Raw genomic sequence first — 15131 nt, forward strand, 5'->3', positions numbered from 1 at the left:
TACTCAACCATAAGGTACAATATGGTTGAGTATTTTTTATGTTTAAATGATTTACCAAGTAATTCATATAAGGTATAATAATTACTAATTAATATAAAATTCAGATTAATTTTGGTAAAGCTAACTGTTAAATAGTAATTTATGGGGGGAATAAATGAATGTTATTAGAGGATATCAAACAAGAATTGAACTTGAATCATTTAGAAGTTAAAGACAATAATTATGAAGATATATTTAATTTATATAAAGGTAATGAAGAGTATGCAAAACTATCTAATAATTATCCCATCACTATGGAAAATGTAAAAAGAGATGTTGAGGATACACCACCTTTCACAGATATTACTCACAAGCATTTTATAAGTATATACAATATTCATAATGAGTTAGTTGCAGTATTGGATATTATCGATGGATATAGTTTTCAAGATAAGAATAATAAAAATACAATTTGGATTGGATTGTTAGAAATTAACATAAATAAGCATAATACAGGGATAGGAAATCTAATTGTTAATACTTTATTTGATGTATGTAAAAAAAATAGCAAAACGATACTTCAATTGGGTGTAATAAAAGAAAATACTAAGGCTTTAGATTTTTGGAAGAAAGTTGGATTTAAAGTTTTTACCAAAAAAAACAATGGTGAGTTTGATTTGTTTTTAATGGAGAAATCCATTTCATAAAATTCCAAATTCTATGCCAGAACAAATTAATCGTGTACTAAATGAGAACGATGTATCATTTTTATTAGATTTAACACATGCAAAAATTACTGCTCTATATAATGGTTGGGATGTTTATGATTATATTCTTCAGTTACCACTTAATAGCGTTAAAGAAATTCACGTAAATGGTTCAGGCTATGATAAGAATGGCTTTCCTGAAGATATACATAAGTCTATGGAAGATGAAAATTATACTTATTCAAAGCCAAAGAAAATAATAAAATTACTTTAAATGCTATAGAATAATGAGTAGGGTTATGTTAACTCGCTTTCACAGTGAGGATAGACTTTTCAATTTAAAAATCTATTTCCATTTCACCTCACTTGTGATTTTAGTAGCGATAAATTCTAATCCAATGACCTATTTAAGATACTGTAGTAAGTTCGCTTATGTCATTGTATATAGAGGATTTAAATCTTTTATTATTTTCCTCTGTTTCTATAGCATTTTCTATATGTACTAATAACTTTTCTAAAAGATACTTATCATTTATATCATTGTCCTTTTTTTCTAACTCAACATAAGATCCTTCCGTTGCTATAGTAATTATTTCTGCATTATTTACTAAATAGTTAAAAATAGACATGTCCACAGCATTAATAGCTTTTTTAGTATGAAAGCAATCTAAATCAATATCTAAAATAAATTTCTTGTTTATTCTATTGGAGATAAAAAAATCAGGTATAAAATTATTTATCTTATTTAATTTAAACAATAGTTCCGTTCCTTCTATTACATTATCATATACATCAATTTGGCACTTATCGCTATGTAAACTTTTTTTACATTTGCTAGTGCAACAAGGATCTATATAGTATATTTTACTATTGCCATAATCTCTGCAAATACCTGCATTCAGTAGGCTAAATACTACTGCATCTGATATCATACCTGTTTGTAATGCAAAATCTATATGCTCATCATTTGAAAGCTTATCTAATGATGATGAAATTGTACTTGATTCATTTATATCTGCAGTTGCGATCAATTGCTCTCTTACAGTTCTCCATTCTACGCCACCAACCTTACAAGAATGTCTGTAAAATGCACTACGGGTATCCATATGGTGGTCAAAAGTTAATAATACTGGTGCAGTTTCATTATTAGAAGCATATTCTGACCATGGAATTATAACTTCGTGATGATTTTCTACAATATAAACTTTCTTTCCTTTTACTACTTTTTCAGTTACTTTATCTGTTTTCAACAATAATCACTCCTTTAAAAACGCTCTGCAAGTTTCGACATTATATAACATACCACATTCTTAATAAAAGGAAAAGTGTCGTTTAGGATATGATTATGTTGTTAAAAAGTTCTTATTATCACAGTTGGTTTTAATTAGCTCTCAATCTTAATATATTACTCATTGAACATATAAATTGAGTAAAAAATCTGGTGATATAAAGAGAACTTTTACCGAAGATTATGAAAGCACTGTTCCAGGTGAATATACAAAAGACGGAGAGCCACATTGTTATTTGTATATTGCCATTCAGTAGAATAAATGGTTTAATACTACTATACATTACAAATATGAAATTTACATGGAGGAATGTAATTATGAGTGGACATTCAGTTGATGATAGTTTAAAGGCTTGGGAAGCCAATGCTCAGTTTTGGGATAATCGTATGGGAGATGACTCTAATGAATTTCATAGAGAAGTTATCAGACCAAAAGTAAGTGAACTTCTTGATATTAAGGAAAATGATTTTATACTTGATATTGCCTGTGGAAATGGTAATTACTCTGCTTATATTGCAGAGAAAGGCGCAGATGTTGTTGCTTTTGATTACAGTCCTAAAATGGTAACCTTAGCAGAAAAAAGACAACAGAAATATAAAGATAAAATTGAATTCTATGTTATAGATGCAACTAATGAACAAGAACTTCATTCACTAAAAAAGGATAGATCATATACTAAAGCTGTTTCCAACATGGCTATAATGGATATCATTGATATTACCCTTTTATTTAAGTGTGTCAATGACTTACTTACGGAAAATGGTGTTTTTGTATTTGCTACACAACATCCTTGTTTTGTGACATTAACTGATAAGTATTTAACTGCTCATAGTTATAAGGGGGAGGCTATTACAGGTCAACCTCAATTACAATGTTATTATCATCGTTCATTACAAGATATTTTTAATCTATGCTTTGAAAGTGGGTTTATAATAGATGGCTTTTATGAAGAATGTTATGGGGTTGGTGAAAAACCAGATGTAATAATTGTTCGAGCAAGAAAGTATAAAAAGTAAATCTTTGAAAAGGATATAGGGGGTATTATTAATTATGATAGTAAATAACTTAGAAACAAATAGATTAATTATTAAAAGCACTAAGAAAAAAGATACTACATTTTGCTTAGATATATGGTTGGATGATGAAATGGGGAAATATCTATCAGACCCGCCTCGTGATAAAGCAGATGATACATATCTCAAATGGAAAGAAAATGTAGAAATTTATGATGGGTGCTTTTACTTTATTGCAGTTTCAAAGGAAACAGGCGATTACATTGGAACATGTAGCACAGTGCCAAGTGATGACAAAAAACATTGGGATTTAGGATATGCTATTCATAAAAAATATTGGCGTCAAGGCTATGCTACAGAAATGATAAAAGCACTCATTGATTTTTGCTATATAAATGGTGGTAGAAAAATTACAGCTAGTGTAGCAAAACAAAATCCAGGTTCAAATGCTGTATTAAGAAAACTTAATTTTTATATTGAAAAAGAAGGTAGTTTTAAAAAACATGGAACTGATATTATATATGATAACTATACTTACAGACTTGATTTGAAATAATCATGAATTATCTATATTAAGATTAAAAATAAGATTACTAAATAGCAAGTTATAAGATATCTTTAATCTATGCTTTGAAAGATGTAATAATTATTCCAGAAAAAAGTATAAAAAGTAAATTTTTATTTATATATTAGTTAAAAACCTTTAATTTACTTCTATAGTGAATTAAAATATTTGAATAGGTAAAAATAAACTAAGTCTAAAACAAATGAGGTAAAATTATGAATAAACTTATGGAACAAGCTAGATTAATAAAAGATGATATTATAAATTATAGAAGAACTATTCATAGTAATCCAGAAGTTGGATCTAAACTGACTAAAACCAAAACTTTTGTAATGGATAAGTTAAGAGAGTTTGGATATGACCCTAAAGAAATATGTGAAAGTGGTATAGTTGCAACAATTAAAGGAAATAAGCCAGGGAAAACTTTTTTACTAAGAGCAGATATGGATGCATTACCAATGAAGGAAGTTACTGATTGTGATTTTAAATCAACTAATGAATATATGCATTCATGCGGACATGATATGCATACTGCAATGCTTTTAGGTGCAGCTAAGCTACTAAAACAAAATGAAGATCAAATAGAAGGTACTGTTAAATTAGTATTTCAACCAGATGAAGAAGGATTTACAGGTGCTAAGAATATGATTAAAGCAGGTGTTCTTGAAAATCCTAAAGTTGATGCAGCAATGGCAATGCATGTATATTCTGGTACACCTTCAAACATAATATTATGCGGATTAGGCACTAGTATAGCAGGATGTACTAGATTTAGAATAATTGTAAATGGATCTGGATGCCATGGGGCTATGCCTGAAACTGGAGTAGATCCTATTAATATAGCTTCACACATATATATATCCTTACAGGAAATAATAAGTAGAGAAATATCAGCTACTAAACCTGCCGTTGTAACAATAGGTAAATTTGTTGGAGGAGATGCACCAAATATAATACCAGGTGAGGTTATTATGGAAGGTACTATTAGAAGTCTAGATAAAGAAGTAGGACAATTTATATTTGAAAGAATGAATGATATTGTTACATCTACCGCTAAAATGTTTAGAGGAGAAGCTAAGTTAATAGAGTTATCTTCAGTCCCTCCATTAAATAACGATGATAATTTAGCTCACGAGATCACTAATTACATGAAAGACTTAGTAGGTGAGAAATCAGTTATATTATTTGAATCTGGAGGAATGGGATCAGAAGATTTCGCTTCTTATTCATATGAAGTTCCAAGTCTATATGTTATGTTAGGTGCTGGCACTAAGCAAGAAAACCCTTTATTTGGGGAACCTATGCATAGTGAGAAAGTTGTGTTTAATGAAGATATATTGCCTACTGGAGCAGCTATACATGCATATAGTGCTATTATGTGGTTAAAAAATAATAAATAAACTAGTTTTTCTTCAGGAGGTATTTTATATGAAGGATAAAGAAAATAATTTATATAATATCTTTTTAAGTTACTCGTATAGTGAATTAAAAGCTCTGTTTAAAAATGCTAAAACCAAAGAAGAACAAGACTTTTATATGATTTTATCAAATTTGGTATTACAGAAAGAACAAGCAAAGTTACTAGGTAAATAGTATGGTAACTTACATAAGTTTTGCATATTACTTTGATATACCTTTTGAAGAAACCTTAAATCGTCATAAACAAAAACCTAATTGCCACGAATTTGGAGAAAAAGAAATAAGAAAATGGTGGAATGAAAAAGATTTATTGGATATCATTCCTGAAACATATATACACAAAGATCTAAGCTTAAATGAAATAGTAGATATGGTTTATACTGATGTTATAAAATAAAAATCATAAGCTATATTTTAGAACAACGTTGAAAATATCTAAATTTTTAAGAGAAGTGTAATTTTCACTTCCCTTAGTTCACTTTTTATTAATATTGTCTGCTTAATAAAAATACTATGACTTAATTATATATTATATTTACTTTAAAATATGGGATATGAGTACAATTAAAATACCTATGATAATTCCAATATCTACTGCAATACTTTTATCTCCATGCTTCTTTTTAAGCAACGTGAGGATTTGTCCTATTATAACAAAAAACAATACTATCCCTATAGCTATTTTACTAAAAAATGAACTAAATGGAACATCAGTAATAAGAACTATAGATATTGGAATTAAGATAATTAACGAAGCAATTACATATAATATCCTATTTAGATTGTCATTTTTTATATATAATATAAAATCCAATTTATTAAATTTCATTTCACTCTACTCCTTTCAATATAATTTACTCTTATTACGCATCTTTTCTACTAAGTATGTACTAAAGCCTTACTATATGATAATTATAATATAGTAAGGCTAAACAAATATCACCTCTCTTTCTTTAGAATCTGTTATTTTTGTATAAGCATGGACTACTACATTGCAAACCATAAGATTCTTCATTTTAACAACTTCCTTATGAATTTCAAATAGTTGTAGTCACTTGAATCAGTAAATACTATGTTATAATTTTACTATATAAATACAGAAAGGAGATATGTTTTTTTAGTGTCTAAGAATTTCTTTACAATTGAATAGTTCTGAATATTCAAAATAACAAATGTAAATTCAAAAGTAAGAAGGTAAACTAAGTACACTCTTAAAAAGTTTAATAAGGTCATAACAGGGAGATTTTAGGTATTAATACACATATGGGGATGATATTATGAAATTTATAAAAAAACATTCAGCAAAGATTTTTTTTGTATTATTTTTTATTAGTTTTATAGTTGCTGCAGACAATATTTATGATAAATATAGAATGAGAGAGTCAATAAGAAGACGATTTTCTAATGCACTAAGTGCAGCTTCTTCTCATATTTATCTTATGGATGAAACTGATAAAAGGCAAACAGAGATAAAAAACTTTGTTAAAGATGCAAAATTAGTTTTAGATATCACTTATTTTGCAGGTGATAATGCATTATGCCATGATAATCGAAAAAACCTAGAAACAATTCTAAATTATATAGAAAGAACCTTTTGTAATAATTCTAAAGAAATAAAACTTACACATAAGAAAAAAGAATTTCTTTACAACTATTTAAATAAAATTGCTACATATCCTTATGATCAAACAACTTCAAAGAAGGTTATTGAGGAATTAGAAAGTATTGAATGTAGTTATAAAAATTTAATTACTATTTACAATTAGGGGTGATAAATTTGGAAGAATGCAACAGATATAAAAAAGAGCTTTTAAAAAAGTATAAAACTAGTATTATAAGAAATTCATTTATTGTGCTAGCATCAGTAATCTTAGAAATATTAGCACCTATAATATTTAAAGGTATTTTTGCAAAACATGAAAATGCCATTGAGTTTAATAATTCAATAATATGGTTTTTAATTATTTTTACATTATCCTATGTAGTAAGAATTCTCTCTATATGGATTAGCTCTAAATTTAGCTTAAAGTTTAGAATTGAGGAAACAGAAGAATTATATAAAAAAATGTTTAAAATTAAATATAAAAAACTGAATTCCTTTACACCAGTATATTTAGTGGACAGGCTTAGTAACTCAATTAATGTTATTTCAGATTTAATTGTACAAAACATTCCTAAGTTAATAGTATCAATAATAGCCATATGTACAATTTTTATATTAATATTTAAAGTTAATAAAGGTCTATTTATCTTAAATCTACTTTTAATGATAGCTTATTACTTCGGTAAAAAGAGATTAACCTATAAATTAGGTATAAAATCACAACATATGCAAAAGCTTTGCTCCGAGAACTTTAAAAATGTATTAGCCGTTACATCTAATGTAGATTATATAAAACAGTCAGGGGATAACACCTGGTTGATTTCCTTAATTAAAGGATATGTAAAAAATATTGAAAATGAAATTTATAGTGTCAATAAATATGAACAGTATATCTCCAGTGGAATAGAGTATTTAATTAACTTAATTCAAAGTCTAACCTACATATATTTAGTCTATCTATATATGGATCATAAAATTTTAATGTCAGACTTAATATATATAAACTTAATAAACTCAATCTTCTTTGCAAAGCTTCAAGAACTTGCAAAAATAAACGTTGATTTAAGAGACTTAAAAGGTGCTCTTAACTTTATTGAAAATGAATTAATTGCTAATGAAGAAGAAAATGGTTCAATTTTAATTGATGAAATAAAGAAGATTTCAGCTAAGAATATTAAACTAGGATACGGAAAGGAACTAATTAAAGAGGGCAATTTCTCTAATAATAAAGGAGATATAGTATATATTAAAGGAAAATCAGGTGTTGGGAAATCAACACTTACTAAAACCTTTAATAAGATGTTAGAATCAAACTTTATTAAAATTAATGGTATAGATTTAAAAGAATTAAATAACGATTCCCTAAGAAACAGAATATCAATATTATCTCAAAATATATTTATGCTTCCTATAAGTATTAAAGATAACATTTTATTAGGTAGGGAAGTTAGTGAAGATAAATTTAACCATATAATTAATAAGCCATTTATGAAGAAGTTTTTAGAGTTAGATGATAAATTAGACACCATAATAAATGAAAATGGAAGTAATTTATCTGGTGGAGATAAGCAAAAAATAGCCTTAGCCAGGATATTAATTGATGATCCTGATGTGCTAATTCTAGATGAATCAACTAACTCAATAGATGAATCTACCGCTAAAGAGATATTAGATGACGTTATGGAAACCTTTAGTGATAAAATAATTTATATTATTTCTCATGATAATTATGCTTATAAATATTGTAATAATACTCTTGAAATAAATGAAAAAAATTTAAGCCAGTATAACCTAGTCAATAAAGAACTTTAAACATAAAAAAGTAACCAATTAGGTTCTAATATTGCATTTATGTAATAATTAAATACGTGACAAAAATCTAAAGGCAACTGATAGAAGTATATTTTCTATCGGTTGCCTTTAGATAACATAGGAAGATTTTATAGATATATAATATTAGAATTTTATACTAGACTTAAAATGTAATCCTAGTCTAAAATTTTAATACATATTATTTGAACCCTATATTATATCTTGTAAAAGTTTATTTTAAATCTTTTTTTAATACACTTATTCCGGTGCTAATTCCAAATAATAACATAAAAAAACCAATGAACTTTAAGAAACATGAAACATTACAGTACTCATTTAGAATTACTAAAAATGCTATACCAATTATCATTGTAAATAAAGATAAAAACATTTGTTTGATAGTAGGCATCTTGTTCAGCACATCTTTATTTATGATCATAAAAAAGATAAATATCATCAAAGTACTAAGAAGTAAGGAAACCCAACTCATAAAGAACATTCCTTTCATGAAAAATATTTGTTGTAAATTCAAAGTAATTTTAAAACTAATATATCAGAAGTTATATCTAAATCGCAAGTTAATAATTAAAAAAATTACCTAAAAAGCGTAGAACCTTTAAAAGAATTAAAAAAAATGTAATTTGCTATTGAATTTCTCACATCTGTTAGTATTAAATTAAAAGTTAAATGAGCTAAGAATATATTATAATCTGAAAATGTTAATTATGAATTACACTATGAAAACTACCATTATATAAAAATAATGCTTTAAATAACTGATAAAAGGTGGGGTAATATTGAAAAATCTTACGGGTATAAAAAAATTGAGACCTTATTTGAATAAAAGAATAGGATTATTAATTTTTATATTTATTTTGGCCATAATAACTGCTATTCTCAATGTGCTGCCTATTCAAATCATTGGAATTATTACAGATCTACTATGTAAAACTAAAATAACACCCTTAAAACAATATATTATAAATATTACAGGAACCTCTATAGTAAACTTTATATTTCTTTTTCTTTTAATTTATGTAGTACAAGGGGTACTAGGAACACTATACGGCTATATAGTATCAGATCTAAATAATAAAATAATAAGTGAAGTTAGAGCTGATGCTTATTCCTGGATTTTAAATAACAATAAATTTCATGAACAATTTAAAATTGGAGATACAATTTCAAGGTTAACTAATGATATTGAAGCCATAACTAGAACTGTAGCAGGCCCTTTAAATGGACTTCTAGTAGACTTATTAACCCTTATAGTCAGTTTGTACATTTTTCTATTATGGGATGTAAGACTTGCCTTAATTTCTCTATTAGGAATTCCTATTATATACTTTATGTCTAAATGGATTGCTACTGAAAATCACAATATAACTGTAAAAGAAAGAGAAAGAATAGGAGATATAAGTGAATATCTATCTGATGTACTCCTAAACTTTTCCCTAATTAAGTCATACAAAACAGATATAAAAGAAAAAGCTATATTTAACAATATAAATAAGGATATATACTCCTACAGAAAAAACATATTAAAAAAGTTTAATATTTATTGGCCTGTTATCTATATAATTAACGGCTTAGGCACTGCTATAGTTGTCTATATAGTATATTTATCAGTTCTTAAAGGAAACTTATCAGCAGGAGATGTAATAGTAGCTTATACTTACATAACTAAAATATATAGGCCTATTGTTTTACTAAGTAGATTTGGTAATGATATAAGTATGGCAGACGCAAGTATAACTAGAGTATTTCAGTTAGAAAATCTATTTATAAATGAAAAGGAAAATAGTTTTATTTATAAGCCTCTAACTAAACTAAAAGCCTTAGAACTAGAACTTAAAAATTTAACCATTGCTAATAAACAAACTTTAGTTGTAAAAGACATTAATTTAATCGTAAAAGCTAATACCTTAATTACTATTTACGGTGAAAGCGGTAAAGGGAAAAGTAGCATAATAAATAGCTTAGTGGGCTTTACCAATATTATATCTGGACAAATTCTTATAAATAATATTGATTGCACAAATAAGCTTTCTCTAAGAAGATCCTTAATAAGGATCTGTTTTCAAAACCCTCATATATTTAAACGAAAGTTAGATGAAAATATATACTACAACGCAGAGGAACATGTTAATTCTAAAATATTCAAAAAAGCTTATAATGATTTAGGCATGCTTAAATTATGTAATGAAAAAGGACAAAACAGTAATTTAGGTGGCATCAATAATAGTCTATCTGGTGGTGAAAAGAAAAGGTTAGCTATATGTAGAACCTTAAATAAATATTCCCCCATATATGTTTTTGATGAACCTACTTCTGAATTAGATGATGAAAATAGGCATAAAGTTAAATTTATATTAGAAGATTTAAAAAAAGAAGCTACTGTAATTGTAGTAACTCATGATAAAAGTTTAATGGACATTTCTAATGAAATTTATTATATAGAACAAAATCAATTAAAAAAATATCTAGTGTAAAATATTAAATTCTTTCTTTGATAAAATTAGATGTTACTTAAAAAGTTCCTTAAAAAAGCTTAGGTATTAAAATATGTAAGTCAAAGGAAGATAAAATTGCTAAAACTGCCATAGAACAATTATGTACTTTTAAGATATTACACTTAGAAAAACTTATATTATAAGATGTAATTTTATTATTTTAAGATAAAAATAAAAGAATTTAAATGTAGTTCTAGTATTATTAAAATAGCTTATTAGACACCAATAGGGGGTAGACAGAATGCATAGCTTATTAGAAAACTCTTTATGTTGCATAATACTTGCTTTTGCAATGTTTTTACCAATATTTATAATAGGACCTACGTTTTGCTTTATATTGTTTACCATAACTTTCTTTACCTTAGGAACTGTGCTTTATAAAAATACTATTTTCTATGAAAAGTATATAGCTAAATTTAGCAAAAATTATTATTATGAATACCTAGGTAAAGATATTACATCTAAACAACTAATGCAACATAAATATACTTTTATATATTATTATTGGGGAATTAATGGATTTTTAAGTTTTCTAAGTTATTTCCAGTTTGAATACGTTAACTTTTGCCTTTTTAATAATCTTTTTCTACTATTTTTAAATTCTATAATTGGACTTATCTTATATAAGAAATTTGAAAATTCTATTCAATACAATATTTCTTGTGTAATATATATTTTTTTATTGATTTTAAGTCTATGAATAACATCATAGATTTATAATAAACATATTAAAATCCTTTTTTATACTAAATTGCTCATATTAAAAAATAACAAGGTTAATAACCTTGTTATTTTTTAGTCTAAAAAGAATAATTCTTCAATAGTTACCTCTTTTCAATTAAATTTATAGCTCCTTTACAAGTGATTTTCTCTAACTATTATGGCTTTTGCTTAACTATCACTATAGTTTAGAAGTTCTATATGATATAATTATTATCAGATAATTCTAAAAACTTTAAAGAAAGGAACTACACTACGTGTTAAAGAATACTACAAATAAAAAATAAACTCATCACTAAATTCAGTATTTATAACCTTATTAGTAATTATGCTTGCAGATAGTTTAGGAAATGGAATGTGCTGCGTTGTATTGCCAGCCATATTAAGCAATTTAGGCGAAAAAAGCGCATGGCGATAAACCCAAAGATCAATCTAAGAGTCAATTAGAACCTAAATCAATACTAAATAAGTATTACTTAAGTCATTTAAAAAAGTACTTTCAAAATAAATATATTGTAGCCATTACTATTCCAAGTATTTTAATCTCCTGCTTAGATGTTTTTTATACTCTTATATTAGGTCTTTACCTTTTAAAGAATAAAGGATTTACAAGTTCCCAAATAGCACTTTTATGGTCAGCTATTTCAATAACAAATATTTTACTTCAAATTCCTTCTGGATTTTTAGCTGATAAAAAGAAAAATATATCATTTTTATTATGCATTCTTCTAAATACGATAGGATTTTCAGTAATCATATCTAACATTAGCTCTATATATGTAATAATAGGAGGGGTTTTACTTATAAATACAGGTTGTACTATTTATACAACAGCTATGTCCGCCTTATTTGGAGATTTAACAACAAAGGAATCTAGACTAAGTGAATCTGAATCTTATAGAATGATTCGTGGTATAGGAGAAGGGATCTTAACTATTACTTTAACTTTTGTATTTGATAAAAGCCCTATATTAGCTTTAACAATTATTGGTACTTTAGTGATTTTAGGAACTATAATAACTTTGATTATTAATAGCAAATTTCAAAGATCCTTTAAATGCAACTAGAAATTTTTTCAGAAGAAAAATAATTAAAGATATAAACTACAAACTCCAATGTCGCAAAAGACATTTATGTTTGTGGTTTTACCAATTTATTCATATAAAGATAGAAAATCTAAGTTCATCTTTTTTTCATAGCTCTATTTTAAGTTTTAAGAGCGTTTTTTATGTACTTGAATGGAATTGATCATAAATAATATAAGTTTCCTTAAATAGCCTTTTAACGCCTTTAGCATGTAAACTTACTTTTTTTATGCAAAATTCTTAGTTTTTTATGAGATTTCTCTCTAAATAAACAGTAATTTCGAAAATTTACAATTATATTACGAATATTGAAAATATTTTTTAACTTTGGTATTGTTTAGGAGTATATAAAAAATAAAGGAGGGAGCTATGCGTATTTTAGAAATTAAGAATCTCAATAAATCCTATAAACAAAATGTATTAAATAATGTAAGCTTTAATATTGAAGAAGGGGAAATTGTTGGATTAGTGGGACCTAATGGTGTAGGTAAAACAACACTAATGAAAATAATTTCAAGATTATTAAAGGCTGATTCAGGTGAAGTTAAAGTTTGCAACATATCAAATAAGGGTAATCGAAAAGAATATTTAAAGAACTTTTCTTGTATAATAGAAACTCCTGCTTTATATGAATCACTTACTGGATATGACAACATAGACTTTATAAGAAAAATAAACAAAATTTCAAAGGAAGATATGGACAAAGCCTTAGAATTTGTAGGTATAGGCAAAAAAATTCATGAGAAAGTTAAAAATTATTCCTTAGGAATGAAACAAAGGCTAGCCTTAGGTATATCCTTACTTACAGAACCCAAACTATTAATTTTAGATGAGCCTACTAATGGTTTAGATCCTACAGGAGTTATAGAGTTTAGAGAATTATTAATTTCACTAGCTAAGAAAAAAAACATAAGTATCCTTATATCTTCTCACATATTATCAGACTTAGATAAAGTATGCTCCAAGGTTTTGTTTCTTAAAGATGGAAAGGTTATAGAATCTAATATAAACACCCCTAAAGAAGAAATTCAAAATATATTATTAACCGTTGAATCTTCTAAGGATATACTTTTAAAAATAAGACAAATAGACTTTATAAATAATGCAGATATAATTGAAAATAATAAGATTTCAATATTAATAGATAAGAAAAAAACATCAAAATTCTTAGAGGAACTTTATAATAAAAAAATTGTATACAGTGATATTGAAATTATTAAAGATAGTATGGAAAATCTTTATACTCAGGTTTATGGAGGAAAATAGATGCTAAATTTAACTTTATTTGAAATGAAAAAGTTTTTACATAAAAAAAAGAATTTAATTATAATTGCATTCTTTATAATAATAATGGCTGTTTGGGTAGGATTAAATGCTAGTATAGAAAATCAGTTAAAAAGCTCTGAAATTCCTAGTATAGAAGACCGTATGGAATCCATTAAAAATGCACTTAAAGGTATAGATAATGAAATAGAAAAGTTACCTAATAATATGGATCTAGTAAATATAAAGAAAGACTTTATCGAAGAAATACAAGTTTTAACAAAAGAAAAAATAGCCTATACAAATAAAGATTTTTCAACTTATTTGAATTGTAAATTAAAACTAGATAAAAAATTACTCTCACAGATACAAAGTGGAAAGGTAATATCAGGAAAAAATATAGAAGAATTAAGAAATGACATAGAAATAAATAGTATTTTATTACAAAAACATATAGAACCAATATATGAAAATACATCAATGAAGGCATATAATTTTATGAAACTGGCTTTAGGTAGTCATTTGCCCTTAATAATTGTAATCCTAATAATTATGTTAAGTGCTGATATTATATCTAAGGAATTTGAATGTAATACCTATAAACTATTGTTTACTCAACCTATAAATAAAAATTCAATTTTGTTTAGTAAAATAATTTCTTTAATTCTTATGATAAATATCGTCATATTTTCAATCCTAGGAATATTTTTCTTAATTTTAGGTGTGAAAAATGGCTTTGGTTCTCCTAATTATCCAACGAAATTTTTACTAAATGGAACTATACAATATATAGATGTAGCACAGTATATAGGTACTGAGTTATTACTATTATTAATGATTAGTATATTTACCTGTATATTTTCAACCTTTGTTTCAATGTTGTGTAAAAATACAGGAACTTCAATTTCAATAAGTATTATTATTACTGTAGGATTATATACCCTTGTAAACAAAGGATTACTTAACTCAATTGCTCATTTAATTCCTGTTACATACATTGATATATCTGATATATTACGTGGAAGTAGGGCATTAGCCTTTAAAAATAATAGTATTACTACCTATAGTAGTTTTATTATCTTATTCATTTCAACAATATTTGTTGTAGTTTTAAGTGCCATTAAATTTGATAAAAGGCTTACACCTAAAAAATAACTTATTAA

General features: G+C 26.0%; 16 protein-coding genes and 2 pseudogenes. 15 read left to right on the forward strand and 3 right to left on the reverse strand.

The genetic code is table 11. From position 1 onward, the window contains the following. Positions 1 to 158 precede the first annotated feature (158 nt). A complete protein-coding gene (locus QOZ93_RS10225) occupies positions 159 to 686 on the forward strand; it encodes a GNAT family N-acetyltransferase (RefSeq protein WP_307356218.1) in 528 nt (175 codons plus the stop codon). Positions 687 to 699: 13 nt separating this feature from the next. Further along, positions 700 to 960: a multinuclear nonheme iron-dependent oxidase gene (locus QOZ93_RS10230; RefSeq protein ID WP_307356220.1), complete on the forward strand. Its 261-nt coding sequence runs from the start codon at positions 700 to 702 to the stop codon at positions 958 to 960. Positions 961 to 1093: 133 nt separating this feature from the next. Here the strand turns inward: QOZ93_RS10230 and QOZ93_RS10235 are convergent, their stop codons facing one another. Next, entirely contained in the window at positions 1094 to 1936 is an 843-nt protein-coding gene (locus QOZ93_RS10235) for a UPF0489 family protein (protein WP_307356221.1), read from the reverse strand. Positions 1937 to 2117: 181 nt separating this feature from the next. Between QOZ93_RS10235 and QOZ93_RS10240 the strand changes: the two are divergent. The 6 genes and pseudogenes from QOZ93_RS10240 to QOZ93_RS10265 all read left to right on the forward strand — a co-directional run. Next, positions 2118 to 2231 (forward strand): annotated as a pseudogene (locus QOZ93_RS10240) (AraC family transcriptional regulator); the annotation flags it as partial. A gap of 61 nt (positions 2232 to 2292) precedes the next feature. Continuing rightward, complete coding sequence (locus tag QOZ93_RS10245; RefSeq protein ID WP_307356224.1) at positions 2293 to 2991, forward strand: class I SAM-dependent methyltransferase; 699 nt, start codon at positions 2293 to 2295, stop codon at positions 2989 to 2991. Between the two features lie 34 nt (positions 2992 to 3025). Beyond that, positions 3026 to 3544, forward strand: a complete 519-nt coding sequence (locus QOZ93_RS10250; protein ID WP_162630446.1) for a GNAT family N-acetyltransferase — start codon at positions 3026 to 3028, stop codon at positions 3542 to 3544. 224 nt (positions 3545 to 3768) lie between these two features. Further along, entirely contained in the window at positions 3769 to 4953 is a 1185-nt protein-coding gene (locus QOZ93_RS10255; protein WP_307356230.1) for a M20 metallopeptidase family protein, read from the forward strand. A 28-nt stretch (positions 4954 to 4981) separates the two neighbouring features. Then, positions 4982 to 5146 (forward strand): hypothetical protein, encoded by a 165-nt coding sequence (locus QOZ93_RS10260; protein WP_307356232.1) that lies wholly within the window; start codon positions 4982 to 4984, stop codon positions 5144 to 5146. A 1-nt stretch (position 5147) separates the two neighbouring features. Then, positions 5148 to 5369: a P-loop NTPase family protein gene (locus QOZ93_RS10265; RefSeq protein WP_307356233.1), complete on the forward strand. Its 222-nt coding sequence runs from the start codon at positions 5148 to 5150 to the stop codon at positions 5367 to 5369. Between the two features lie 138 nt (positions 5370 to 5507). On the opposite strand, the gene QOZ93_RS10270 is transcribed toward QOZ93_RS10265, so the two are convergent. Then, positions 5508 to 5801, reverse strand: a complete 294-nt coding sequence (locus QOZ93_RS10270) for a hypothetical protein (RefSeq protein ID WP_307356235.1) — start codon at positions 5799 to 5801, stop codon at positions 5508 to 5510. A 99-nt stretch (positions 5802 to 5900) separates the two neighbouring features. Next, positions 5901 to 6023 (reverse strand): annotated as a pseudogene (locus QOZ93_RS10275) (IS1595 family transposase); the annotation flags it as partial. A 226-nt stretch (positions 6024 to 6249) separates the two neighbouring features. On the opposite strand from QOZ93_RS10275, the gene QOZ93_RS10280 reads away from it, so the two are divergent. From QOZ93_RS10280 to QOZ93_RS10310, 7 genes are all read left to right on the forward strand, one after another. Continuing rightward, a complete protein-coding gene (locus QOZ93_RS10280) occupies positions 6250 to 6738 on the forward strand; it encodes a hypothetical protein (protein ID WP_307356237.1) in 489 nt (162 codons plus the stop codon). 11 nt (positions 6739 to 6749) lie between these two features. Then, positions 6750 to 8387, forward strand: coding sequence for an ATP-binding cassette domain-containing protein (locus tag QOZ93_RS10285; protein WP_307356239.1), 1638 nt, complete (start codon positions 6750 to 6752; stop codon positions 8385 to 8387). A gap of 797 nt (positions 8388 to 9184) precedes the next feature. Next, on the forward strand, positions 9185 to 10879 hold the full coding sequence (locus tag QOZ93_RS10290; protein WP_307356241.1) for an ABC transporter transmembrane domain-containing protein: 1695 nt from the start codon (positions 9185 to 9187) through the stop codon (positions 10877 to 10879). A gap of 262 nt (positions 10880 to 11141) precedes the next feature. Next, positions 11142 to 11600, forward strand: a complete 459-nt coding sequence (locus QOZ93_RS10295; RefSeq protein WP_307356242.1) for a hypothetical protein — start codon at positions 11142 to 11144, stop codon at positions 11598 to 11600. A 592-nt stretch (positions 11601 to 12192) separates the two neighbouring features. After that, positions 12193 to 12687 (forward strand): MFS transporter, encoded by a 495-nt coding sequence (locus QOZ93_RS14035; protein ID WP_340344108.1) that lies wholly within the window; start codon positions 12193 to 12195, stop codon positions 12685 to 12687. Between the two features lie 387 nt (positions 12688 to 13074). After that, positions 13075 to 13971, forward strand: coding sequence for an ABC transporter ATP-binding protein (locus tag QOZ93_RS10305; protein WP_307356246.1), 897 nt, complete (start codon positions 13075 to 13077; stop codon positions 13969 to 13971). After that, positions 13972 to 15123: an ABC transporter permease gene (locus QOZ93_RS10310; protein WP_307356249.1), complete on the forward strand. Its 1152-nt coding sequence runs from the start codon at positions 13972 to 13974 to the stop codon at positions 15121 to 15123. The last annotated feature ends 8 nt before the right edge of the window (positions 15124 to 15131 follow it).

Origin of the sequence: Hathewaya limosa (assembly GCF_030815255.1) — a bacterium.
In the GTDB taxonomy this organism is placed as follows: Bacteria; Bacillota; Clostridia; order Clostridiales; family Clostridiaceae; genus Hathewaya; species Hathewaya limosa.

Excerpts from the sequence above, each read along its gene's own strand:
- QOZ93_RS10255 (WP_307356230.1), top strand. The coding sequence starts at position 3,769 with ATGAATAAACTTATGGAACAAGCTAGATTAATAAAAGATGATATTATA.
- QOZ93_RS10225 (WP_307356218.1), top strand. The coding sequence starts at position 159 with ATGTTATTAGAGGATATCAAACAAGAATTGAACTTGAATCATTTAGAA.
- QOZ93_RS10265 (WP_307356233.1), top strand. The coding sequence starts at position 5,148 with ATGGTAACTTACATAAGTTTTGCATATTACTTTGATATACCTTTTGAA.
- QOZ93_RS10280 (WP_307356237.1), top strand. The coding sequence starts at position 6,250 with ATGAAATTTATAAAAAAACATTCAGCAAAGATTTTTTTTGTATTATTT.
- QOZ93_RS10245 (WP_307356224.1), top strand. The coding sequence starts at position 2,293 with ATGAGTGGACATTCAGTTGATGATAGTTTAAAGGCTTGGGAAGCCAAT.
- QOZ93_RS10305 (WP_307356246.1), top strand. The coding sequence starts at position 13,075 with ATGCGTATTTTAGAAATTAAGAATCTCAATAAATCCTATAAACAAAAT.
- QOZ93_RS10295 (WP_307356242.1), top strand. The coding sequence starts at position 11,142 with ATGCATAGCTTATTAGAAAACTCTTTATGTTGCATAATACTTGCTTTT.
- QOZ93_RS10230 (WP_307356220.1), top strand. The coding sequence starts at position 700 with ATGCCAGAACAAATTAATCGTGTACTAAATGAGAACGATGTATCATTT.
- QOZ93_RS10260 (WP_307356232.1), top strand. The coding sequence starts at position 4,982 with ATGAAGGATAAAGAAAATAATTTATATAATATCTTTTTAAGTTACTCG.
- QOZ93_RS10310 (WP_307356249.1), top strand. The coding sequence starts at position 13,972 with ATGCTAAATTTAACTTTATTTGAAATGAAAAAGTTTTTACATAAAAAA.
- QOZ93_RS10270 (WP_307356235.1), bottom strand. The coding sequence starts at position 5,801 with ATGAAATTTAATAAATTGGATTTTATATTATATATAAAAAATGACAAT.
- QOZ93_RS10250 (WP_162630446.1), top strand. The coding sequence starts at position 3,026 with ATGATAGTAAATAACTTAGAAACAAATAGATTAATTATTAAAAGCACT.